Source organism: Pseudomonas sp. LPH60 (assembly GCF_030718165.1).
Taxonomy (GTDB): Bacteria; Pseudomonadota; Gammaproteobacteria; order Pseudomonadales; family Pseudomonadaceae; genus Aquipseudomonas; species Aquipseudomonas danubii.
In genome coordinates this window covers 409,062-425,512 of sequence record NZ_JAVAJH010000003.1, presented here as the reverse complement: position 1 = coordinate 425,512, position 16,451 = coordinate 409,062, and the positions used below count along the sequence as shown (strand labels likewise).

At 60.7% G+C, this 16,451-nt stretch carries 13 protein-coding genes; 12 read left to right on the top strand and 1 reads right to left on the bottom strand.

Annotated elements, in window-relative coordinates; genetic code table 11:
* Positions 1-2: 2 nt before the first annotated feature.
* From lpxB to ispD, 10 genes are all read left to right on the top strand, one after another.
* A complete protein-coding gene (lpxB, locus tag Q8O96_RS12380) occupies positions 3-1,133 on the top strand; it encodes a lipid-A-disaccharide synthase (protein WP_102861376.1) in 1,131 nt (376 codons plus the stop codon).
* An 11-nt stretch (positions 1,134-1,144) separates the two neighbouring features.
* On the top strand, positions 1,145-1,777 hold the full coding sequence (gene rnhB, locus Q8O96_RS12375) for a ribonuclease HII (protein ID WP_102861377.1): 633 nt from the start codon (positions 1,145-1,147) through the stop codon (positions 1,775-1,777).
* A gap of 69 nt (positions 1,778-1,846) precedes the next feature.
* The gene (gene dnaE, locus Q8O96_RS12370) at positions 1,847-5,368 is read left to right on the top strand and encodes a DNA polymerase III subunit alpha (protein ID WP_115581704.1); all 3,522 of its coding nucleotides are present in this window, start codon (positions 1,847-1,849) and stop codon (positions 5,366-5,368) included.
* A 139-nt stretch (positions 5,369-5,507) separates the two neighbouring features.
* The gene (locus tag Q8O96_RS12365) at positions 5,508-6,455 is read left to right on the top strand and encodes an acetyl-CoA carboxylase carboxyltransferase subunit alpha (RefSeq protein WP_016964689.1); all 948 of its coding nucleotides are present in this window, start codon (positions 5,508-5,510) and stop codon (positions 6,453-6,455) included.
* A gap of 115 nt (positions 6,456-6,570) precedes the next feature.
* A complete protein-coding gene (tilS, locus tag Q8O96_RS12360) occupies positions 6,571-7,887 on the top strand; it encodes a tRNA lysidine(34) synthetase TilS (protein WP_305948862.1) in 1,317 nt (438 codons plus the stop codon).
* 274 nt (positions 7,888-8,161) lie between these two features.
* Positions 8,162-9,793 carry a CTP synthase gene (locus Q8O96_RS12355; protein ID WP_102878557.1) on the top strand — a complete coding sequence of 544 codons (1,632 nt, stop codon included), beginning with the start codon at positions 8,162-8,164 and terminating at the stop codon, positions 9,791-9,793.
* A 5-nt stretch (positions 9,794-9,798) separates the two neighbouring features.
* A complete protein-coding gene (gene kdsA / locus Q8O96_RS12350) occupies positions 9,799-10,644 on the top strand; it encodes a 3-deoxy-8-phosphooctulonate synthase (RefSeq protein WP_011059542.1) in 846 nt (281 codons plus the stop codon).
* A gap of 157 nt (positions 10,645-10,801) precedes the next feature.
* Positions 10,802-12,091, top strand: coding sequence for a phosphopyruvate hydratase (gene eno, locus Q8O96_RS12345; protein ID WP_102861381.1), 1,290 nt, complete (start codon positions 10,802-10,804; stop codon positions 12,089-12,091).
* A 172-nt stretch (positions 12,092-12,263) separates the two neighbouring features.
* Complete coding sequence (gene ftsB, locus Q8O96_RS12340; protein ID WP_102861382.1) at positions 12,264-12,542, top strand: cell division protein FtsB; 279 nt, start codon at positions 12,264-12,266, stop codon at positions 12,540-12,542.
* Positions 12,539-13,246 (top strand): 2-C-methyl-D-erythritol 4-phosphate cytidylyltransferase, encoded by a 708-nt coding sequence (gene ispD, locus Q8O96_RS12335; protein WP_305948861.1) that lies wholly within the window; start codon positions 12,539-12,541, stop codon positions 13,244-13,246. The genes ftsB and ispD overlap by 4 nt, the downstream gene beginning before the upstream one ends.
* Positions 13,247-13,362: 116 nt before the next feature.
* On the opposite strand, the gene Q8O96_RS12330 is transcribed toward ispD, so the two are convergent.
* The gene (locus Q8O96_RS12330; RefSeq protein ID WP_102878559.1) at positions 13,363-14,262 is read right to left on the bottom strand and encodes a LysR substrate-binding domain-containing protein; all 900 of its coding nucleotides are present in this window, start codon (positions 14,260-14,262) and stop codon (positions 13,363-13,365) included.
* A gap of 104 nt (positions 14,263-14,366) precedes the next feature.
* Here Q8O96_RS12330 and Q8O96_RS12325 point away from each other — a divergent pair, with 104 nt between their 5' ends.
* Together Q8O96_RS12325 and fghA are read left to right on the top strand one after the other, a co-directional pair.
* Positions 14,367-15,479 carry an S-(hydroxymethyl)glutathione dehydrogenase/class III alcohol dehydrogenase gene (locus Q8O96_RS12325; protein WP_102861385.1) on the top strand — a complete coding sequence of 371 codons (1,113 nt, stop codon included), beginning with the start codon at positions 14,367-14,369 and terminating at the stop codon, positions 15,477-15,479.
* Positions 15,480-15,566: 87 nt separating this feature from the next.
* Positions 15,567-16,412: an S-formylglutathione hydrolase gene (fghA, locus tag Q8O96_RS12320; protein ID WP_102861386.1), complete on the top strand. Its 846-nt coding sequence runs from the start codon at positions 15,567-15,569 to the stop codon at positions 16,410-16,412.
* Positions 16,413-16,451: the final 39 nt, after the last annotated feature.

Sequence of the window (16,451 nt, the reverse complement as noted above, 5' to 3'; positions counted from 1 at the left end):
TCATGAACACTCTGCGTATTGCGCTGGTGGCTGGCGAAGCTTCCGGCGACATTCTCGGCGCCGGTTTGATGCGAGCCTTCAAGGCTCAGCACCCGGCCGTTGAATTTATTGGCGTCGGCGGTCCGCTGATGGAAGCCGAAGGCCTCACTTCCTACTTTCCCATGGAGCGCCTGGCGGTCATGGGGTTGGTGGAGGTGCTTGGGCGGTTGCGTGAATTGCTGGCGCGACGCAAGAAGCTGATCCAGACCCTGATTGCTGAAAAGCCGGATGTGTTCATCGGGATCGATGCCCCGGATTTCACCCTGAATATCGAACTCAAGTTGCGTCAGGCCGGGATCAAGACGGTGCACTACGTCAGTCCGTCGGTCTGGGCATGGCGGCAGAAGCGGGTTCTGAAGATCCGCGAAGGCTGCGATCTGATGCTGACCCTGTTTCCCTTCGAGGCTCGCTTCTATGAAGAGCAGGGTGTACCGGTGAAGTTCGTCGGTCACTCCCTGGCCGATGCCATTCCGTTGCAAGCCGATCGCGCTGCAGCGCGTGCGGAGCTGGGCTTGCCCGACGGTCCGCTGGTGGCCTTGATGCCCGGCAGCCGTGGCGGCGAAGTAGGGCGCCTGGGTGCCTTGTTCCTCGATGCCGCCCAGCGTTTACGAGCCATGCGCCCAGGCGTGCGCTTCATCATGCCGTGCGCCAGCCCGGAGCGTCGGGTCCAGCTGGAAGAGCTGCTGGCCAGTCGCGACCTGCCGCTGACCTTGCTCGATGGTCAGTCCCATAAGGCCTTGGCCGCTTGTGACGCGGTGTTGATCGCCTCCGGTACCGCCACACTGGAGGCCTTGCTCTACAAGCGTCCGATGGTGGTGGCCTATCGCCTGGCGCCGCTGACTTTCTGGATTCTCAAGCGCATGGTCAAGAGTCCATATATTTCCTTGCCGAACCTGCTGGCCCAGCGTTTGCTGGTGCCCGAGTTGCTGCAGGACGACGCTACTGCCGAGGCCCTGGCTCAGACGCTGTCGCCGCTGATCGATGGTGGTGAAGAGCAGACCCGCGGCTTTGACGAGATCCACCGAACCTTGCGCCGTGATGCGTCCAACCAGGCCGCGCAAGCGGTACTTGGGTTGATCGGCAAAACCCTGTGAGTAATTCAAAGATGCAGATGGGCCTGGATTTCACCCTGGTGGCCGATGCCGAGGACCTGGTGGCCGGTGTCGACGAAGTTGGCCGTGGCCCTTTGTGCGGGGCGGTTGTCACTGCTGCGGTGATTCTTGATCCGCAACGGCCGATTCTGGGCCTCAACGACTCGAAGAAACTCACTGAGGCCCGTCGCGAGAAGCTGTTCGATGAAATCTGTGAGAAGGCCCTGAGCTGGTGCATTGCTCGGGCTGAAGTCGAAGAGATCGACGAGCTGAACATCCTCCACGCCACCATGCTGGCGATGCAGCGAGCGGTGGAAGGCCTGAGCGTGACGCCGAAGCTGGCGATGATCGACGGCAACCGTTGCCCGAAGCTGGCGATGCCGGCCGAGGCGGTGGTCAAGGGCGATAGCAAGGTTCCGGCGATCGCTGCAGCGTCGATTCTGGCCAAGGTCAGCCGCGACCGGGAAATGGCCGCTTTCGAGCTGATCTACCCGGGTTACGGTATCGGTGGCCACAAGGGCTATCCGACGCCGGTGCACCTGGAGGCCCTGGCCCGCCTGGGGCCGACGCCGATTCACCGGCGTTCCTTCGCCCCGGTGCGGCAGGCCTATGAAGCCCGTGAGGCGCAGGGCGAGATTCAGTCCTGAGGCTGATGTTTTAGTCGAGGCCCGGTACAATCCGGGCCTTGTTGTTTTCGCGCTTATTACAGGATCACTATGCCGGCTTCATTCGTTCACCTGCGCCTGCACACTGAATACTCCCTGGTCGACGGTCTGGTGCGGATCAAGCCGCTGGTCAAGGCTCTCACCGGCATGGGCATGCCTGCGGTGGCGGTCACCGACCAGAACAACATGTGTTCCCTGGTCAAGTTCTACAAAAACAGCATGGGTGCGGGGATCAAGCCGATCTGCGGCGCCGACCTGTGGCTGTCGAACAAGGACCCGGATAACCCCCTGAGCCGCATCAGCCTGCTGGTGATGAACGCCGTGGGTTACCGCAACCTGACCGAGCTGATTTCCCGCGGCTTTATCGATGGCCAGCGCAATGGCCAGATCATCATCGAGCGCGAGTGGGTAGCAGAGGCCGCAGAAGGCCTGATCATGCTCTCGGCGGCCAAGGAGGGCGAGATTGGCATGGCGCTGATCGCCGGTGACCTGGAGGTCGCCGAAACCCTGGCCCGGGAGTGGATGGCGGTCTTCCCGGACCGGTTCTACCTGGAAGTGCAGCGTACCAACCGACCCAATGATGAAGAGCAACTGCACGCCGCCGTGGCCCTGGCCGACAAGATCGGTGCGCCGCTGGTGGCCACCAACGATGTGCGTTTCATCAAGCAGGAAGATTTCGAGGCTCATGAAACCCGGGTGTGCATCGGCGAAGGCCGGGCCCTGGACGATCCGCGCCGTTCGAAGAACTACAGCGATCAGCAGTACCTGAAAAGCGCCGAGGAAATGGCCGAGCTGTTCAGCGACCTGCCCGAGGCGCTGGAAAACACGGTCGAGATCGCCAAGCGCTGCAATATCGAAGTCAAGCTGGGTAAGCACTTCCTGCCTGATTATCCGATTCCAGATGGCATGACCATCGATGAGTATTTCCGCAAGGTTTCCTTCGATGGCCTGGACGAGCGCCTCAGCGTGCTGCTGCCCAAGGACACCACCGAGGACTATGAAGCCAAGCGCCAGGTCTACGTCGATCGGCTGAATTTCGAGCTGGATATCATCATCCAGATGGGATTCCCCGGTTACTTCCTGATCGTTATGGACTTTATCCAGTGGGCCAAGAGCAACGGCGTGCCGGTAGGTCCGGGCCGAGGCTCGGGTGCCGGCTCCCTGGTGGCCTACGTGCAGAAGATCACCGACCTCGACCCCTTGGAATACGACCTGCTGTTCGAACGTTTCCTTAACCCGGAACGGGTTTCCATGCCCGACTTCGACGTCGACTTCTGCATGGACGGTCGCGACCGGGTGATCGATTACGTGGCCGAGAAGTACGGCCGCAACGCGGTAAGCCAGATCATCACTTTTGGTTCCATGGCGGCCAAGGCGGTGGTGCGCGACGTGGCGCGGGTTCAGGGCAAGTCCTATGGCCTGGCCGACCGTCTGTCGAAGATGATCCCCTTCGAAGTTGGCATGACCCTGGAAAAAGCCTACGAGCAGGAAGAGATCCTGCGGGACTTCATCAAGGTCGATGAAGAAGCGGCGGAAATCTGGGAAATGGCGCGCAAGCTTGAAGGCGTGGTGCGTAACGTCGGTAAACACGCCGGTGGTGTGGTGATCGCGCCGACCAAGCTCACCGACTTCTCGCCGATCTACTGCGACGAAGAAGGCGGCGGCCTGGTGACCCAGTTCGACAAGGATGACGTCGAGGCGGCCGGTCTGGTGAAGTTCGACTTCCTCGGTCTGCGGACCCTGACCATTATCGATTGGGCGCTGAAAACCATTAACCGCGACCGCGCCAAGGTCGGCGAGGAACCGCTGGATATCGCCTTTATCCCGCTGGACGACAAGCCGACCTATAGCCTGTTGCAGAAAGCTGAAACCACTGCGGTATTCCAGCTTGAATCCCGGGGTATGAAGGAGCTGATCAAGAAGCTCAAGCCCGACTGCCTGGAAGACCTGATTGCACTGGTGGCCCTGTTCCGTCCGGGGCCGCTGCAATCGGGCATGGTGGATGACTTCATCAACCGTAAACACGGTCGCGCCGAACTCGCCTACCCGCACCCCGACTATCAGTACGATGGCCTGCGCCCGGTTCTGGCGCCGACCTACGGCATCATCCTGTATCAGGAACAGGTGATGCAGATTGCCCAGGTCATGGCCGGTTACACCCTCGGTGGTGCGGACATGCTGCGTCGGGCCATGGGTAAGAAAAAGCCCGAGGAAATGGCCAAGCAGCGTGGCGGTTTCATTGAGGGTTGCGCCAGCAACAACATCGATGCGGACCTGGCGGGCAACATCTTCGACCTGGTGGAAAAATTTGCCGGTTACGGTTTCAACAAATCCCACTCCGCCGCCTACGGCCTGGTGTCGTACCAGACTGCCTGGCTCAAGGCTCACTACCCGGCGCCCTTCATGGCGGCGGTACTGTCCGCGGATATGCACAACACCGACAAGGTCGTGACCTTAATCGAGGAAGTGCGGACCATGAAACTGCGCCTCGATGCGCCAGACGTAAACACTTCCGAATTCAAGTTCACGGTGAACGATGAAGGTCGCATCGTTTATGGCCTTGGCGCGATCAAAGGGGTGGGCGAGGGACCGGTGGAAGCCATCACCGAAGCCCGTGCTGAGGGGCCGTTCAAGGACCTGTTCGATTTCTGTGCCCGGGTCGACCTCAAGCGCATTAACAAACGGACCCTGGATGGTCTGATTCGCAGTGGTGCCCTGGACCGTCTCGGCCCGCACTTCTTCGACGAGCCCAAGGCCTACCAGGCCAACATCGACCAGAACCGCGCGGTACTGCTGGCCGCCATGGAAGAGGCGATCAAGGCGGCGGAGCAAACTGCCCGTACCCACGACAGCGGCCACGCCGACCTGTTTGGCGGGGTGTTCGTCGATGAGGACGCGGATGTCTACGCCAACCATCGCAAGGCCAAGGAACTGACCCTCAAGGAGCGCCTTAAAGGCGAGAAAGATACCCTCGGCCTGTACCTGACCGGGCACCCGATTGATGAGTATGAAGGCGAGATCCGCCGCTTCGCTCGTCAGCGCATCATTGACCTGAAACCGGCCCGGGATACCCAGACGGTAGCGGGCATGATCATTGCCCTGCGGGTGATGAAGAACAAAAAGGGCGACAAGATGGGTTTCATCACCCTCGACGACCGTTCGGGGCGGATCGAGGCCTCCTTGTTTGCCGATGCCTTCCACTCGGCCCAGTCGCTGTTGCAGACCGACGCCATGGTGGTGGTGGAAGGCGAGGTGAGCAACGACGACTTCTCCGGCGGCCTGCGTTTGCGGGTCAAGCGGGTGATGAGCATGGAAGACGCGCGGACCAACCTGGCGGAAAGCCTGCGCCTGAAAGTCCATACCGATGCCCTCAAGGGCGATCAGCTACGCTGGCTGGGTGAGTTGTTCAAGCGTCACCGCGGTGCGTGCCCGATTACCATGGAGTACACCCGTAACGACGCCAAGGCCTTGCTGCAGTTTGGCGAGAACTGGCGGATCGACCCGGCAGACAGCTTGATTCAAGCCCTGCGTGACCAGTTCGGGCGAGACAACGTCTTCCTCCAATACCGTTGACGGTGAGGTGCCATCATTGCGCCTCATCGCCACATGAATTTTTAATCTCGACCTCAACGCGTCCGTCCCTTAAGGTAGGGCGCGAATAGACAACCGGCCGGCCCAAGCCCCCTTGGACGTCGAGCCCAGACGGACGCCTATGAACCCGAATTTTCTTGATTTCGAACAGCCGATCGCCGACCTGCAAGCCAAGATCGAAGAGTTGCGCTTGGTCGGTAATGACAATTCGCTGAATATCGGCGATGAGATTTCCCGCCTGCAGGACAAGAGCAATACCTTGACCGAAGACATCTTCGGCAAGCTCACCAGCTGGCAGATCGCACGTCTGGCGCGGCACCCGCGTCGTCCGTACACCCTGGATTACATCCAGCACATCTTCACCGAGTTCGACGAGCTGCATGGCGATCGCCACTTCTCTGACGACGCCGCGATCGTCGGCGGCGTTGCTCGCCTGGACGAGCAGCCGGTGATGATCATCGGTCATCAGAAAGGCCGCGAAGTGCGCGAGAAGGTACGCCGCAACTTCGGCATGCCGCGTCCGGAAGGCTACCGCAAGGCCTGCCGCCTGATGGAAATGGCCGAACGCTTCAAGATGCCGATCCTGACCTTCATCGACACCCCGGGTGCCTACCCGGGCATCGACGCTGAAGAGCGCAACCAGAGCGAGGCGATTGCCTGGAACCTGCGGGTCATGGCGCGCCTGAAGACCCCGATCATCGCCACCGTGATCGGTGAGGGTGGTTCCGGCGGCGCATTGGCCATTGGCGTCTGCGACCAGTTGAACATGCTGCAATATTCCACTTATGCGGTGATCTCGCCGGAAGGCTGCGCCTCGATCCTGTGGAAAACCTCGGAAAAGGCCGCCGATGCAGCCGAGGCCATGGGCATCACCGCCGAGCGTCTGAAAGGCCTGGGCATTGTCGACAAGGTCATCAGCGAGCCGCTGGGTGGCGCCCATCGTGATCCAGCCGCCGCGGCTGCCTCGATCCGTGCCGAACTCAGCTCGCAGCTGGCAATGCTCAAGGAAATGGATAACGACACCCTGCTGGCCCGTCGTTATGACCGCCTGATGAGCTACGGTCTCTGATCGAGCACTGTTCCCCCTTGTAGGGGTACGCTTGCTCGCGACCCAGGCGCCGCAATCGATCAGATTGCGGCGTCGTCCTTTCTCGAGCACATGCTCCTGCGGGGCTTGAAGCTTCATGAACTCTCTCTCCGCCAAACTCCTAAAAAGCCTGGCGCCCTGGCGTGAAGCCGCTCATTGGCGCATCGCTTTCTCCGGTGGACTTGATTCCACTGTCCTGCTGCATCTCCTTGTCGATCTGGCGCATCAACATGGCCTTCCACGGCTCACGGCTGTGCATGTTCATCACGGTCTGCAAGCGGCGGCGGATGCTTGGCCGGCCCACTGTCAGGCGATCTGTGCTGCCCTGGGTGTGCCGTTGCAGGTGATTCATGTCCAGGTGCGGGCCGGTTCCAGTCTCGAAGGGGCTGCCCGGGAGGCGCGTTATGGGGCATTCGAGCGCTTGACCGCTGCCAATGAGTTGCTGCTGACAGCCCAGCATCGTGATGATCAGGCCGAAACCCTGTTGTTTCGACTGTTGCGCGGTGCTGGCGTCCGGGGGCTATCGGCAATGCCGGAAAGCCGACCTTTGGGCGCAGGGCACCTGTTGCGGCCTTTGCTTGGCGTGTCCCGTGCCGAACTTGGACGTTACGCCGCCGAGCATTGCCTGAGCTGGGTCCAGGATCCTTCAAATGCCGATCATCAATATTCGCGCAATTATCTGCGGCATCAGGTGATGCCGTCGTTGATTGCTCGCTGGCCTCAGGCCGCGACCGGCATGAGTCGCAGCGCCGCCCACCTGAGAGAAGCACAGGGCCTGCTCGATGAGCTGGCGATGATGGATCTGGCGCCAGCCGAGGTGGAGAGCGACTTTCCCTGGCTGGACTTGCCGTCACTGGCCCTTGCTCCTTTGCAGTCGTTATCCCCGGCCCGGCAGCGCAACGTCTTGAGTCACTGGCTGAGCAAGCGTGGCCGTTTACCGGACACCGATCATTGGGCCGGCTGGGAGAGTCTGCGGGATGCCAGCGCGCAGGGGCATCCTCGATGGTGTCTGGCCGACGGCGAAGTGCATCGCGCGGGAGGGCGAATCTGGTGGCTGTCTGGTGCTTGGTTGCAGCAGGTGAAAAGCGGGATCGAATGGCAGGATCCGGGCAGTCCGTTGCAGTTGCCTAACAATGGCCAGGTGTTTTTCGTCGGCTCGGCGCCCCAGGGCCCGTTGCACATCCGTTATCGGCAGGGTGGGGAAGTCATGCAGGTGGCCGGACGTGGTCATCGTGACCTGAAGCGTCTGCTCAACGAGGCCGGACTACCGAGCTTCGTCCGTGGCAGATTGCCGCTGCTGTACCAGGATGAGCGGTTGCTGGCAGTGGCAAACCTGCCGGCGCTTGCGGCAAATCCCCAGGCCGACTGGCAATTGCATTGGCGACCACTGACCAGCGATCAAGGTTTGAGCTGAAAGGGGCTTTCCGGTAGACTACGCTCCCTTCTTGATACAACTTCTGTGGATTCGCCTGAATTGCAGGAGTTGCCGATTACCAAGCAGTCTTTGCTGGGCGATTCCAAAAAATGTGTAGCGAGCAACCTACCGGTGTTTTTGCATCCGGTCTGTCACCACGCGGCGGTTTTTTTGAAAGGTGCACTGTGATTAATGCAGGTGATCGGGGGCTTCGGCCTTCCTTCGCTTTCCCCGGCGGCACTGACCGCTTTAACGCAGACTTCTAGGGTTTTTCATGACGCGCTACATATTCGTCACGGGCGGTGTTGTTTCTTCATTGGGGAAAGGCATTGCCTCGGCTTCATTGGCGGCCATCCTGGAGGCGCGGGGGCTTAAGGTCACCATGCTCAAGCTGGACCCGTACATCAACGTCGACCCGGGCACCATGAGCCCGTTCCAGCACGGTGAAGTGTTCGTCACCCACGACGGCGCCGAGACCGACCTGGACCTGGGCCACTACGAGCGGTTCATCCGCACGACCATGACCCAGAACAACAACTTCACCACTGGCCGTGTCTACGAGCACGTGCTGCGCAAGGAGCGCCGTGGTGATTACCTGGGCGCCACCATCCAGGTGATTCCGCACATCACCGACGAGATCAAGCGTCGCATCATCAAGGGCGCCGGCGATGCCGACGTGGCCCTGGTGGAAATCGGCGGTACCGTGGGCGACATCGAGTCGCAACCGTTCCTTGAAGCCATCCGCCAACTGCGGGTCGAAGTCGGCTCCAAGCGCGCGATGCTGATGCACCTGACCCTGGTTCCGTACATCGCCACCGCTGGCGAGACCAAGACCAAGCCGACCCAACACTCGGTGAAGGAACTGCGCTCCATTGGTCTGCAGCCTGACGTGCTGATCTGCCGCTCCGACCATCCGGTGGATGTGTCCTCGCGTCGCAAGATCGCCCTGTTCACCAACGTTGAAGAGCGTGCGGTGATCTCCCTGGAAGACGTCGACACCATCTACAAGATCCCGGCCGTACTGCACGCCCAGGGTCTGGACGATTTCGTCGTCGAGCGTTTCGGCCTGCAATGCAACGGCGCCGATCTGTCCGAGTGGGAAAAGGTGGTAGACGCCAAGCTCAACCCTGAGCATGAAGTCACCATCGCCATGGTCGGCAAGTACATGGAACTGCTGGACGCCTACAAGTCGCTGATCGAAGCGATGAGTCACGCCGGCATCACCAACCGCACCAAGGTCAACCTGCGCTATATCGATTCCGAAGACATCGAGAACCAAGGCACCGCGCTGCTGGAAGGCGTTGATGCGATCCTGGTCCCGGGCGGTTTCGGCCTGCGTGGCGTGGAAGGCAAGATCACTGCAGTGCAATACGCCCGCGAGAACAAGGTGCCGTACCTGGGTATCTGCCTGGGCATGCAAGTAGCGGTCATCGAGTTCGCCCGTAACGTCATGGGCTGGAAAGATGCCAACTCCACCGAATTCGATCGCACCAGCGGTCACCCGGTCGTCGGTCTGATCACCGAGTGGGAAGACGCCACCGGCGCTGTCGAAGTGCGTAACGAAGCGTCCGATCTGGGTGGCACCATGCGTCTGGGCGCCCAGGAATGCTTGCTGGAAGCGGGCTCCAAGGTCCACGACTGCTACGCCAAGGACGTGATCATCGAGCGTCACCGTCACCGTTACGAAGTGAACAACAAGCTGCTGCCACAGCTGATCGAGGCTGGCCTGAAGATCTCTGGTCGCTCGGGCGACGGCGCGCTGGTTGAAGTGGTCGAAGCTGCGGATCATCCATGGTTCGTCGCTTGCCAGTTCCACCCTGAGTTCACCTCGACGCCACGTGACGGTCACCCACTGTTCAGCGGTTTCGTCAAAGCAGCATTGGCTCAACACCAGAAGAAGGCTTGAACCTGATGGCGCAGAAGATCATCCGCGTAGGCAACATCGAGATCGCCAACGACAAGCCGATGGTGCTGTTCGGCGGCATGAACGTGCTGGAAAGCCGCGACATGGCGATGCAGGTCTGTGAAGAGTACGTACGGGTTACCGAGAAGCTCGGTATTCCCTACGTGTTCAAGGCCAGCTTCGACAAGGCCAACCGTTCGTCGGTGACTTCTTATCGTGGTCCTGGCCTGGAAGAGGGCATGCGGATTTTCGAAGACGTGAAGCAGGCCTTCGGCGTGCCGATCATCACCGATGTCCACGAGCCGGCCCAGGCCGCCGTGGTTGCCGAAGTCTGCGACATCATCCAGTTGCCGGCGTTTCTCTCGCGGCAGACCGACCTGGTGGTGGCCATGGCCAAGACCGGCGCGGTGATCAACATCAAGAAGGCCCAGTTTCTCGCGCCTCAGGAAATGAAACACATCCTGAGCAAGTGTGAAGAGGCGGGTAATGATCAGTTGATCCTCTGCGAGCGCGGTTCCAGCTTCGGTTACAACAACCTGGTGGTGGACATGCTCGGCTTCGGCATCATGAAGCAGTTCGAGTACCCGGTGTTCTTTGACGTGACCCATGCCCTGCAGATGCCGGGCGGTCGCGCCGACTCCGCTGGTGGTCGTCGGGCTCAGGTCACCGACTTGGCCAAGGCCGGCATGAGCCAGTCCTTGGCCGGCCTGTTTCTGGAAGCCCACCCGGATCCGGACAACGCCAAGTGCGACGGCCCTTGTGCTTTGCGCCTGGACAAGCTTGAGCCGTTCCTGGCTCAGCTCAAGGCTCTGGACGAGCTGGTCAAGAGTTTCCCCACGGTAGAAACCGCGTAAAACCGGCGACTTCCTCTGTAGGAGCCGGCTGGCCGGCGAAGGTGTCCTCGCGGGCCCGTTCGCCAGCCAGCCGGCTCCTACAAGAATGCAATTTGACCCACAAGTTATAAATCGAGCGGTACTCAGCGTTTTCGTCAACTTTGGAGTGTTTACAACAATGGCAAAAATCGTCGACATCAAAGGTCGTGAAGTTCTCGACTCCCGTGGCAACCCCACTGTCGAAGCGGACGTGCTTCTCGACAACGGCATCATCGGCAGTGCTTGCGCGCCGTCCGGTGCCTCCACCGGCTCGCGCGAAGCGCTGGAGCTGCGTGATGGCGACAAGAGCCGTTACCTGGGCAAGGGCGTGCTCAAGGCGGTAGCCAACATCAACGGTCCGATCCGCGACCTGTTGCTGGGTAAAGACCCGATCGACCAGAAAGCGCTGGATCAGGCGATGATCAAGCTCGACGGTACCGAGAACAAGGCCTCCCTGGGCGCCAACGCCATCCTCGCCGTGTCCCTGGCCGCGGCCAAGGCTGCCGCCCAGGACCAGGACCTGCCGCTGTACGCTCACATCGCCAACCTCAACGGCACCCCAGGCGTCTACTCGATGCCGGTACCGATGATGAACATCATCAACGGTGGCGAGCACGCCGATAACAACGTCGACATCCAGGAGTTCATGGTGCAGCCGGTCGGCGCCAAGTCCTTCTCGGAAGGTCTGCGCATGGGCACCGAGATTTTCCATCACCTCAAAGCCGTGCTGAAGGCCCGTGGCCTGAACACCGCTGTGGGCGATGAAGGTGGCTTCGCCCCGAACCTGGCTTCCAACGAAGATGCGCTGAAAGTCATCTCCGAGGCCGTGGCCAATGCCGGTTACACCCTGGGCACCGACGTGACCCTGGCTCTGGACTGCGCCGCCAGCGAGTTCTACGAAGACGGCAAGTACAACCTGTCCGGCGAAGGCCAGGTGTTCACCGCCGAAGGTTTTGCCGAGTACCTCAAAGGCCTGACTCAGCGCTACCCGATCATCTCCATCGAAGACGGCCTGGATGAGTCCGACTGGGCTGGCTGGAAGATCCTCACCGACAAGATCGGCGACAAGGTGCAACTGGTCGGTGACGACCTGTTCGTGACCAACACCAAGATCCTGAAAGAAGGCATCGACAAGAAGATCGCCAACTCGATCCTGATCAAGTTCAACCAGATCGGCACCCTGACCGAAACCCTGGAAGCCATCCAGATGGCCAAGGCTGCCGGTTACACCGCCGTGATTTCGCACCGTTCCGGCGAAACCGAAGACTCGACCATCGCCGACTTGGCCGTGGGCACCTCGGCTGGCCAGATCAAGACCGGCTCCCTGTGCCGTTCCGACCGCGTATCCAAGTACAACCAATTGCTGCGTATCGAAGAGCAATTGAACGGCAAGGCCAAGTACAACGGTCGCAGCGAGTTTCGCGGCTAAGCCGTAGATGGTAAAAAGACACCGGATTGTGTCGGGAAAATCGCTACAGCGAGTTTTTTGCCACTAATCTGATGCCTTAAGAGCACAAGCCTGGTTCTTCCAGGCTTCGTGCTATCAGTAGGTCCGAAGTTGTTGGCATGGCTGTCTTTTTTCACTGGATACCCGATATTCGATGCGCAGTCCCAATTGGTTGTTCCTGGTCTTGCTCTTGCTGCTGGCTGGCTTGCAGTACCGCCTGTGGGTGGGGAGCGGCAGCTTGGCCCAGGTAGCTGACCTGACTCAGCAGATTGCCGACCAGCACGCTGAAAACGAGCGTTTGCTGGAGCGAAATCGCGTACTCGATGCGGAAGTCATGGAACTGAAGAAGGGCATGGAGACCGTTGAAGAACGGGCTCGCCACGAATTGGGCATGGTCAAGGAGGGTGAAACCCTCTACCAGTTGGCCCAATGATCGATAGATTGCCGGCCTTCTGGGCCGTGATTCCTGCCGCGGGCGTCGGTGCTCGCATGGCCGCGGATCGTCCCAAGCAGTACCTGCAACTGGGCGGACGCACAATTCTCGAACACAGCCTCGGCTGTTTCCTCGACCATCCTGGCCTCAAGGGGCTGGTGGTCAGCCTGGCGCTGGACGATCCCTACTGGCCAACCCTGGCCTGTGCCCACGACTCGCGGATTCAGCGGGTCGAAGGCGGCGCCGAGCGTTCCGGGTCGGTACTCAATGCCTTGCTTCATCTGCATGCTCAGGGCGCGGCCGATGAGGATTGGGTTCTGGTTCACGATGCCGCACGCCCCAATCTTTCCCGAGATGACCTGGACAAGCTGCTGAGTGAATTGGCGCACGACCCGGTGGGCGGGCTGTTGGCGGTGCCGGCCCGGGACACCCTGAAGCGGATCGACAAGCACGGAAGGGTTTTGGAAACCGTGGATCGCAGCCTGATCTGGCAAGCCTACACACCGCAGATGTTCCGTCTTGGCGCGCTGCACCGCGCCCTGGCTGACAGCCTGGTGGCCGATGTGGCGATCACCGATGAGGCTTCGGCAATGGAATGGGCCGGGCAGGCGCCACGCCTGATCGAAGGCCGTTCCGACAATCTCAAGGTCACTCGCCCCGAGGATCTTGAGTGGCTGCGCCAGCGTTGGTCCAATCGGCGCTGATCGCGGGCGGGCGCTGAACCTTGTAGCCGCTGCCGCAGGCAGCGAACGACTCCGAAGGAGGCGCCGCTCCTGAAACCCCGAAGGCTCTGCGGGCCTTGCCGCAGCCTGCGGCAAGGCTACACATCACGGTATTCCGGGCGTTCGGCCAAGCCCTGCTTGAGATAGTCCACCAGCTTGCGCACTTTCGGCGACAGATGCCGTTGCTGTGGATAGAGCGCCCAGACTGCGGTGTTGGGCGGCTGGTGAGCTTCCAGCAAGGAAACCAGCGTACCGTCCTGCAGGTGCTCCAGAACGTAGTAGTCCGGCAGTTGGCAGAGTCCGACGCCTTGTAACGCCGCGTCCAGCACTGCCTGTCCGCTGTTGCAGCGCCAGTTGCCCTGCACCCTTTGCGAAAATTCGCGCCCGTCGACCTCCAACTGCCAGATATCCGAGCTGCCGATCAGGCAGTTGTGCCGGCTCAATTCCGACAGGCTGTGAGGGCGGCCATAGCGTTCCAGATAGGACGGCGATGCACATAGGTACATGCGGCGTGGTGCCAGGCGAGTGGCGACCAGGCGTGAGTCCTGCAGGCGTCCCAGGCGAATGGCCAGGTCGAGCCCCTCGTGCACCAGGTCCAGGGGACGGTTGCTCAGTTCTATGTCCACCCGCAACTGCGGATAAAGGCTCATGAAACGCGTGACCAGCGGCACGATAAAACGCTCGCCATAGGCCACTGCGCAAGTCATGCGCAGCATGCCCTTGGGCTCGCTGGTCAGGTCCCCCACGGCGCGCAACGCTTCCTCGCGCCCGTCCTGCAAGCGTTGGCAATGCTGGAGAAAGGTCTGCCCGGCCTCGGTCAGGGTGACGCGGCGGGTACTGCGATACAGCAGGCGGGTCTGCAAGCGCTCTTCTAGGCGCACCACCTGGCGGCTGATATGAGATGAGGACACCCCCAGGCGTTCGGCAGCGGCAGTGAACTGGCTGCATTCGGCGACTGCGACAAATTCGTCGATGCCTTCCCAACGGTTTTCGCTCATTGATTATCCCTGCATGGCAATAATGTTTTGCTTTTGCCTGGATTATTCATCGCCTTGCGCTGTTTTACACTCACTGCCTCGTTTTTATTCGCTGGAGAGTCAGGATGATCAAGTCACGTGCTGCCGTAGCCTTCGAGGCCAAGAAGCCCCTGGAAATCGTCGAAGTGGATGTTGCCATGCCCAAGGCCGGCGAAGTGCTGTTGCGGGTTGTCGCTTCCGGCGTCTGCCACACCGACGCCTATACCCTGTCCGGCGCCGACCCGGAAGGTATCTTTCCGGCGATCCTCGGCCATGAGGGTGGTGCAGTGGTGGAAGCGGTGGGCGAGGGCGTGACCTCGGTGGCCGTGGGCGATCATGTGATCCCGCTCTACACCCCGGAATGTGGCAAGTGCAAATTCTGTCTGTCGGGCAAGACCAACCTCTGTCAGGCCATTCGCGCTACCCAGGGCAAAGGCTTGATGCCTGACGGCACCACGCGCTTTTCCTACAAGGGTCAGCCCATTTTCCACTACATGGGTACCTCGACATTCTCCGAGTACACGGTGCTGCCGGAAATCTCCGTGGCCAAGATTCCCAAGGACGCGCCTCTGGAGAAGGTCTGCCTGCTGGGTTGCGGCGTGACCACAGGCATTGGCGCGGTGATCAACACCGCCAAGGTCAAGGCCGGTGACACCGTGGCCATCTTCGGCCTGGGCGGCATTGGCCTGTCGGCGGTAATCGGCGCGGTCAAGGCCAAGGCCGGGCGCATCATCGCCATCGATATCAACCCGGCCAAGTTCGAGATCGCCAAGCAACTGGGCGCCACCGACTGCGTCAACCCCAAGGACTTCGATCGTCCGATCCAGGAGGTCATTGTCGACATGACCGACGGCGGTGTGGATTTCTCCTTCGAATGCATCGGCAACGTACAGTTGATGCGCGCCGCACTGGAATGCTGCCACAAGGGCTGGGGCGAATCGGTGATCATCGGTGTGGCTGGTGCCGGTCAGGAAATATCGACCCGTCCCTTCCAACTGGTGACTGGCCGCGTTTGGCGCGGTTCGGCATTCGGTGGCGTGCGTGGTCGCAGCGAGCTGCCAAGCTACGTGGAAATGTCCCAGACCGGCGAAATCCCGCTGGATACCTTCATTACTCACACCATGGGCCTGGAAGATATCAACAAGGCTTTCGACCTGATGCACGAAGGCAAGAGCATTCGTTCGGTCATTCATTTCTAAGAGCAGCGGCAAGCGGCAAGCCACAAGCACCAAGAGGGGCTTCCCACTTGCTGCTCGTAGCTTGCGGCTTGTGGCTGGAGGTCTGCCATGAGTCTGGAAAACCTTTCCTGCCAGAAGAGCTTCGGCGGCTGGCACAAACGCTACAAGCATCATTCTCAGGTGTTGGGCTGTGACATGGTGTTCGCCGTGTACTTGCCGCCCCAGGCGGAGCTGGGGGGCAAGTTGCCGGTGCTTTACTGGTTGTCCGGCCTGACCTGCACCGACGAGAACTTCATGCAAAAGGCCGGCGCCCAGCGCCTGGCGGCGGAACTGGGCCTGATCATCGTCGCTCCGGATACCAGCCCTCGCGGCGCTGGGGTGCCCGGTGACCCGGAGGGCGCCTGGGACTTTGGCCTGGGGGCCGGGTTCTATCTGAACGCGACACAGGAGCCCTGGGCCCAGCATTATCGGATGCATGACTATGTGGTGAACGAGCTGCCGGAGTTGGTGGAGGCGCACTTTCCCGCGTCGCAGAAACGTGGGATCAGCGGCCACTCCATGGGTGGTCACGGGGCGTTGGTCTGTGCGTTGCGTAATCCCGGTCGCTATCAGTCGGTTTCGGCGTTCGCTCCTATCAGTAATCCCATGGATTGTCCTTGGGGGCAGAAAGCGTTTTCCCGGTATCTGGGGGAAGAGCGCTCACGCTGGCGCGAGTGGGATGCCAGCGTATTGATCGCCGAGGCTACGGAGAAGCTGCCGTTGCTAGTGGATCAGGGGGATCGCGACGATTTCCTTGCCGGCCAGCTCAAGCCTGAAGTTCTGCAGCAAGCGGCAAAGAATGCCGGGCATGAGCTCACGCTGCGCATGCAGCCCGGTTATGACCACAGCTACTTCTTTATCGCCAGCTTTATAGACGATCACTTGCAGCACCATGCACGTGCTCTTAACGCCTAATACCCGCCAAAGCAGGTAGAATCACGCCCTGACTTTTTC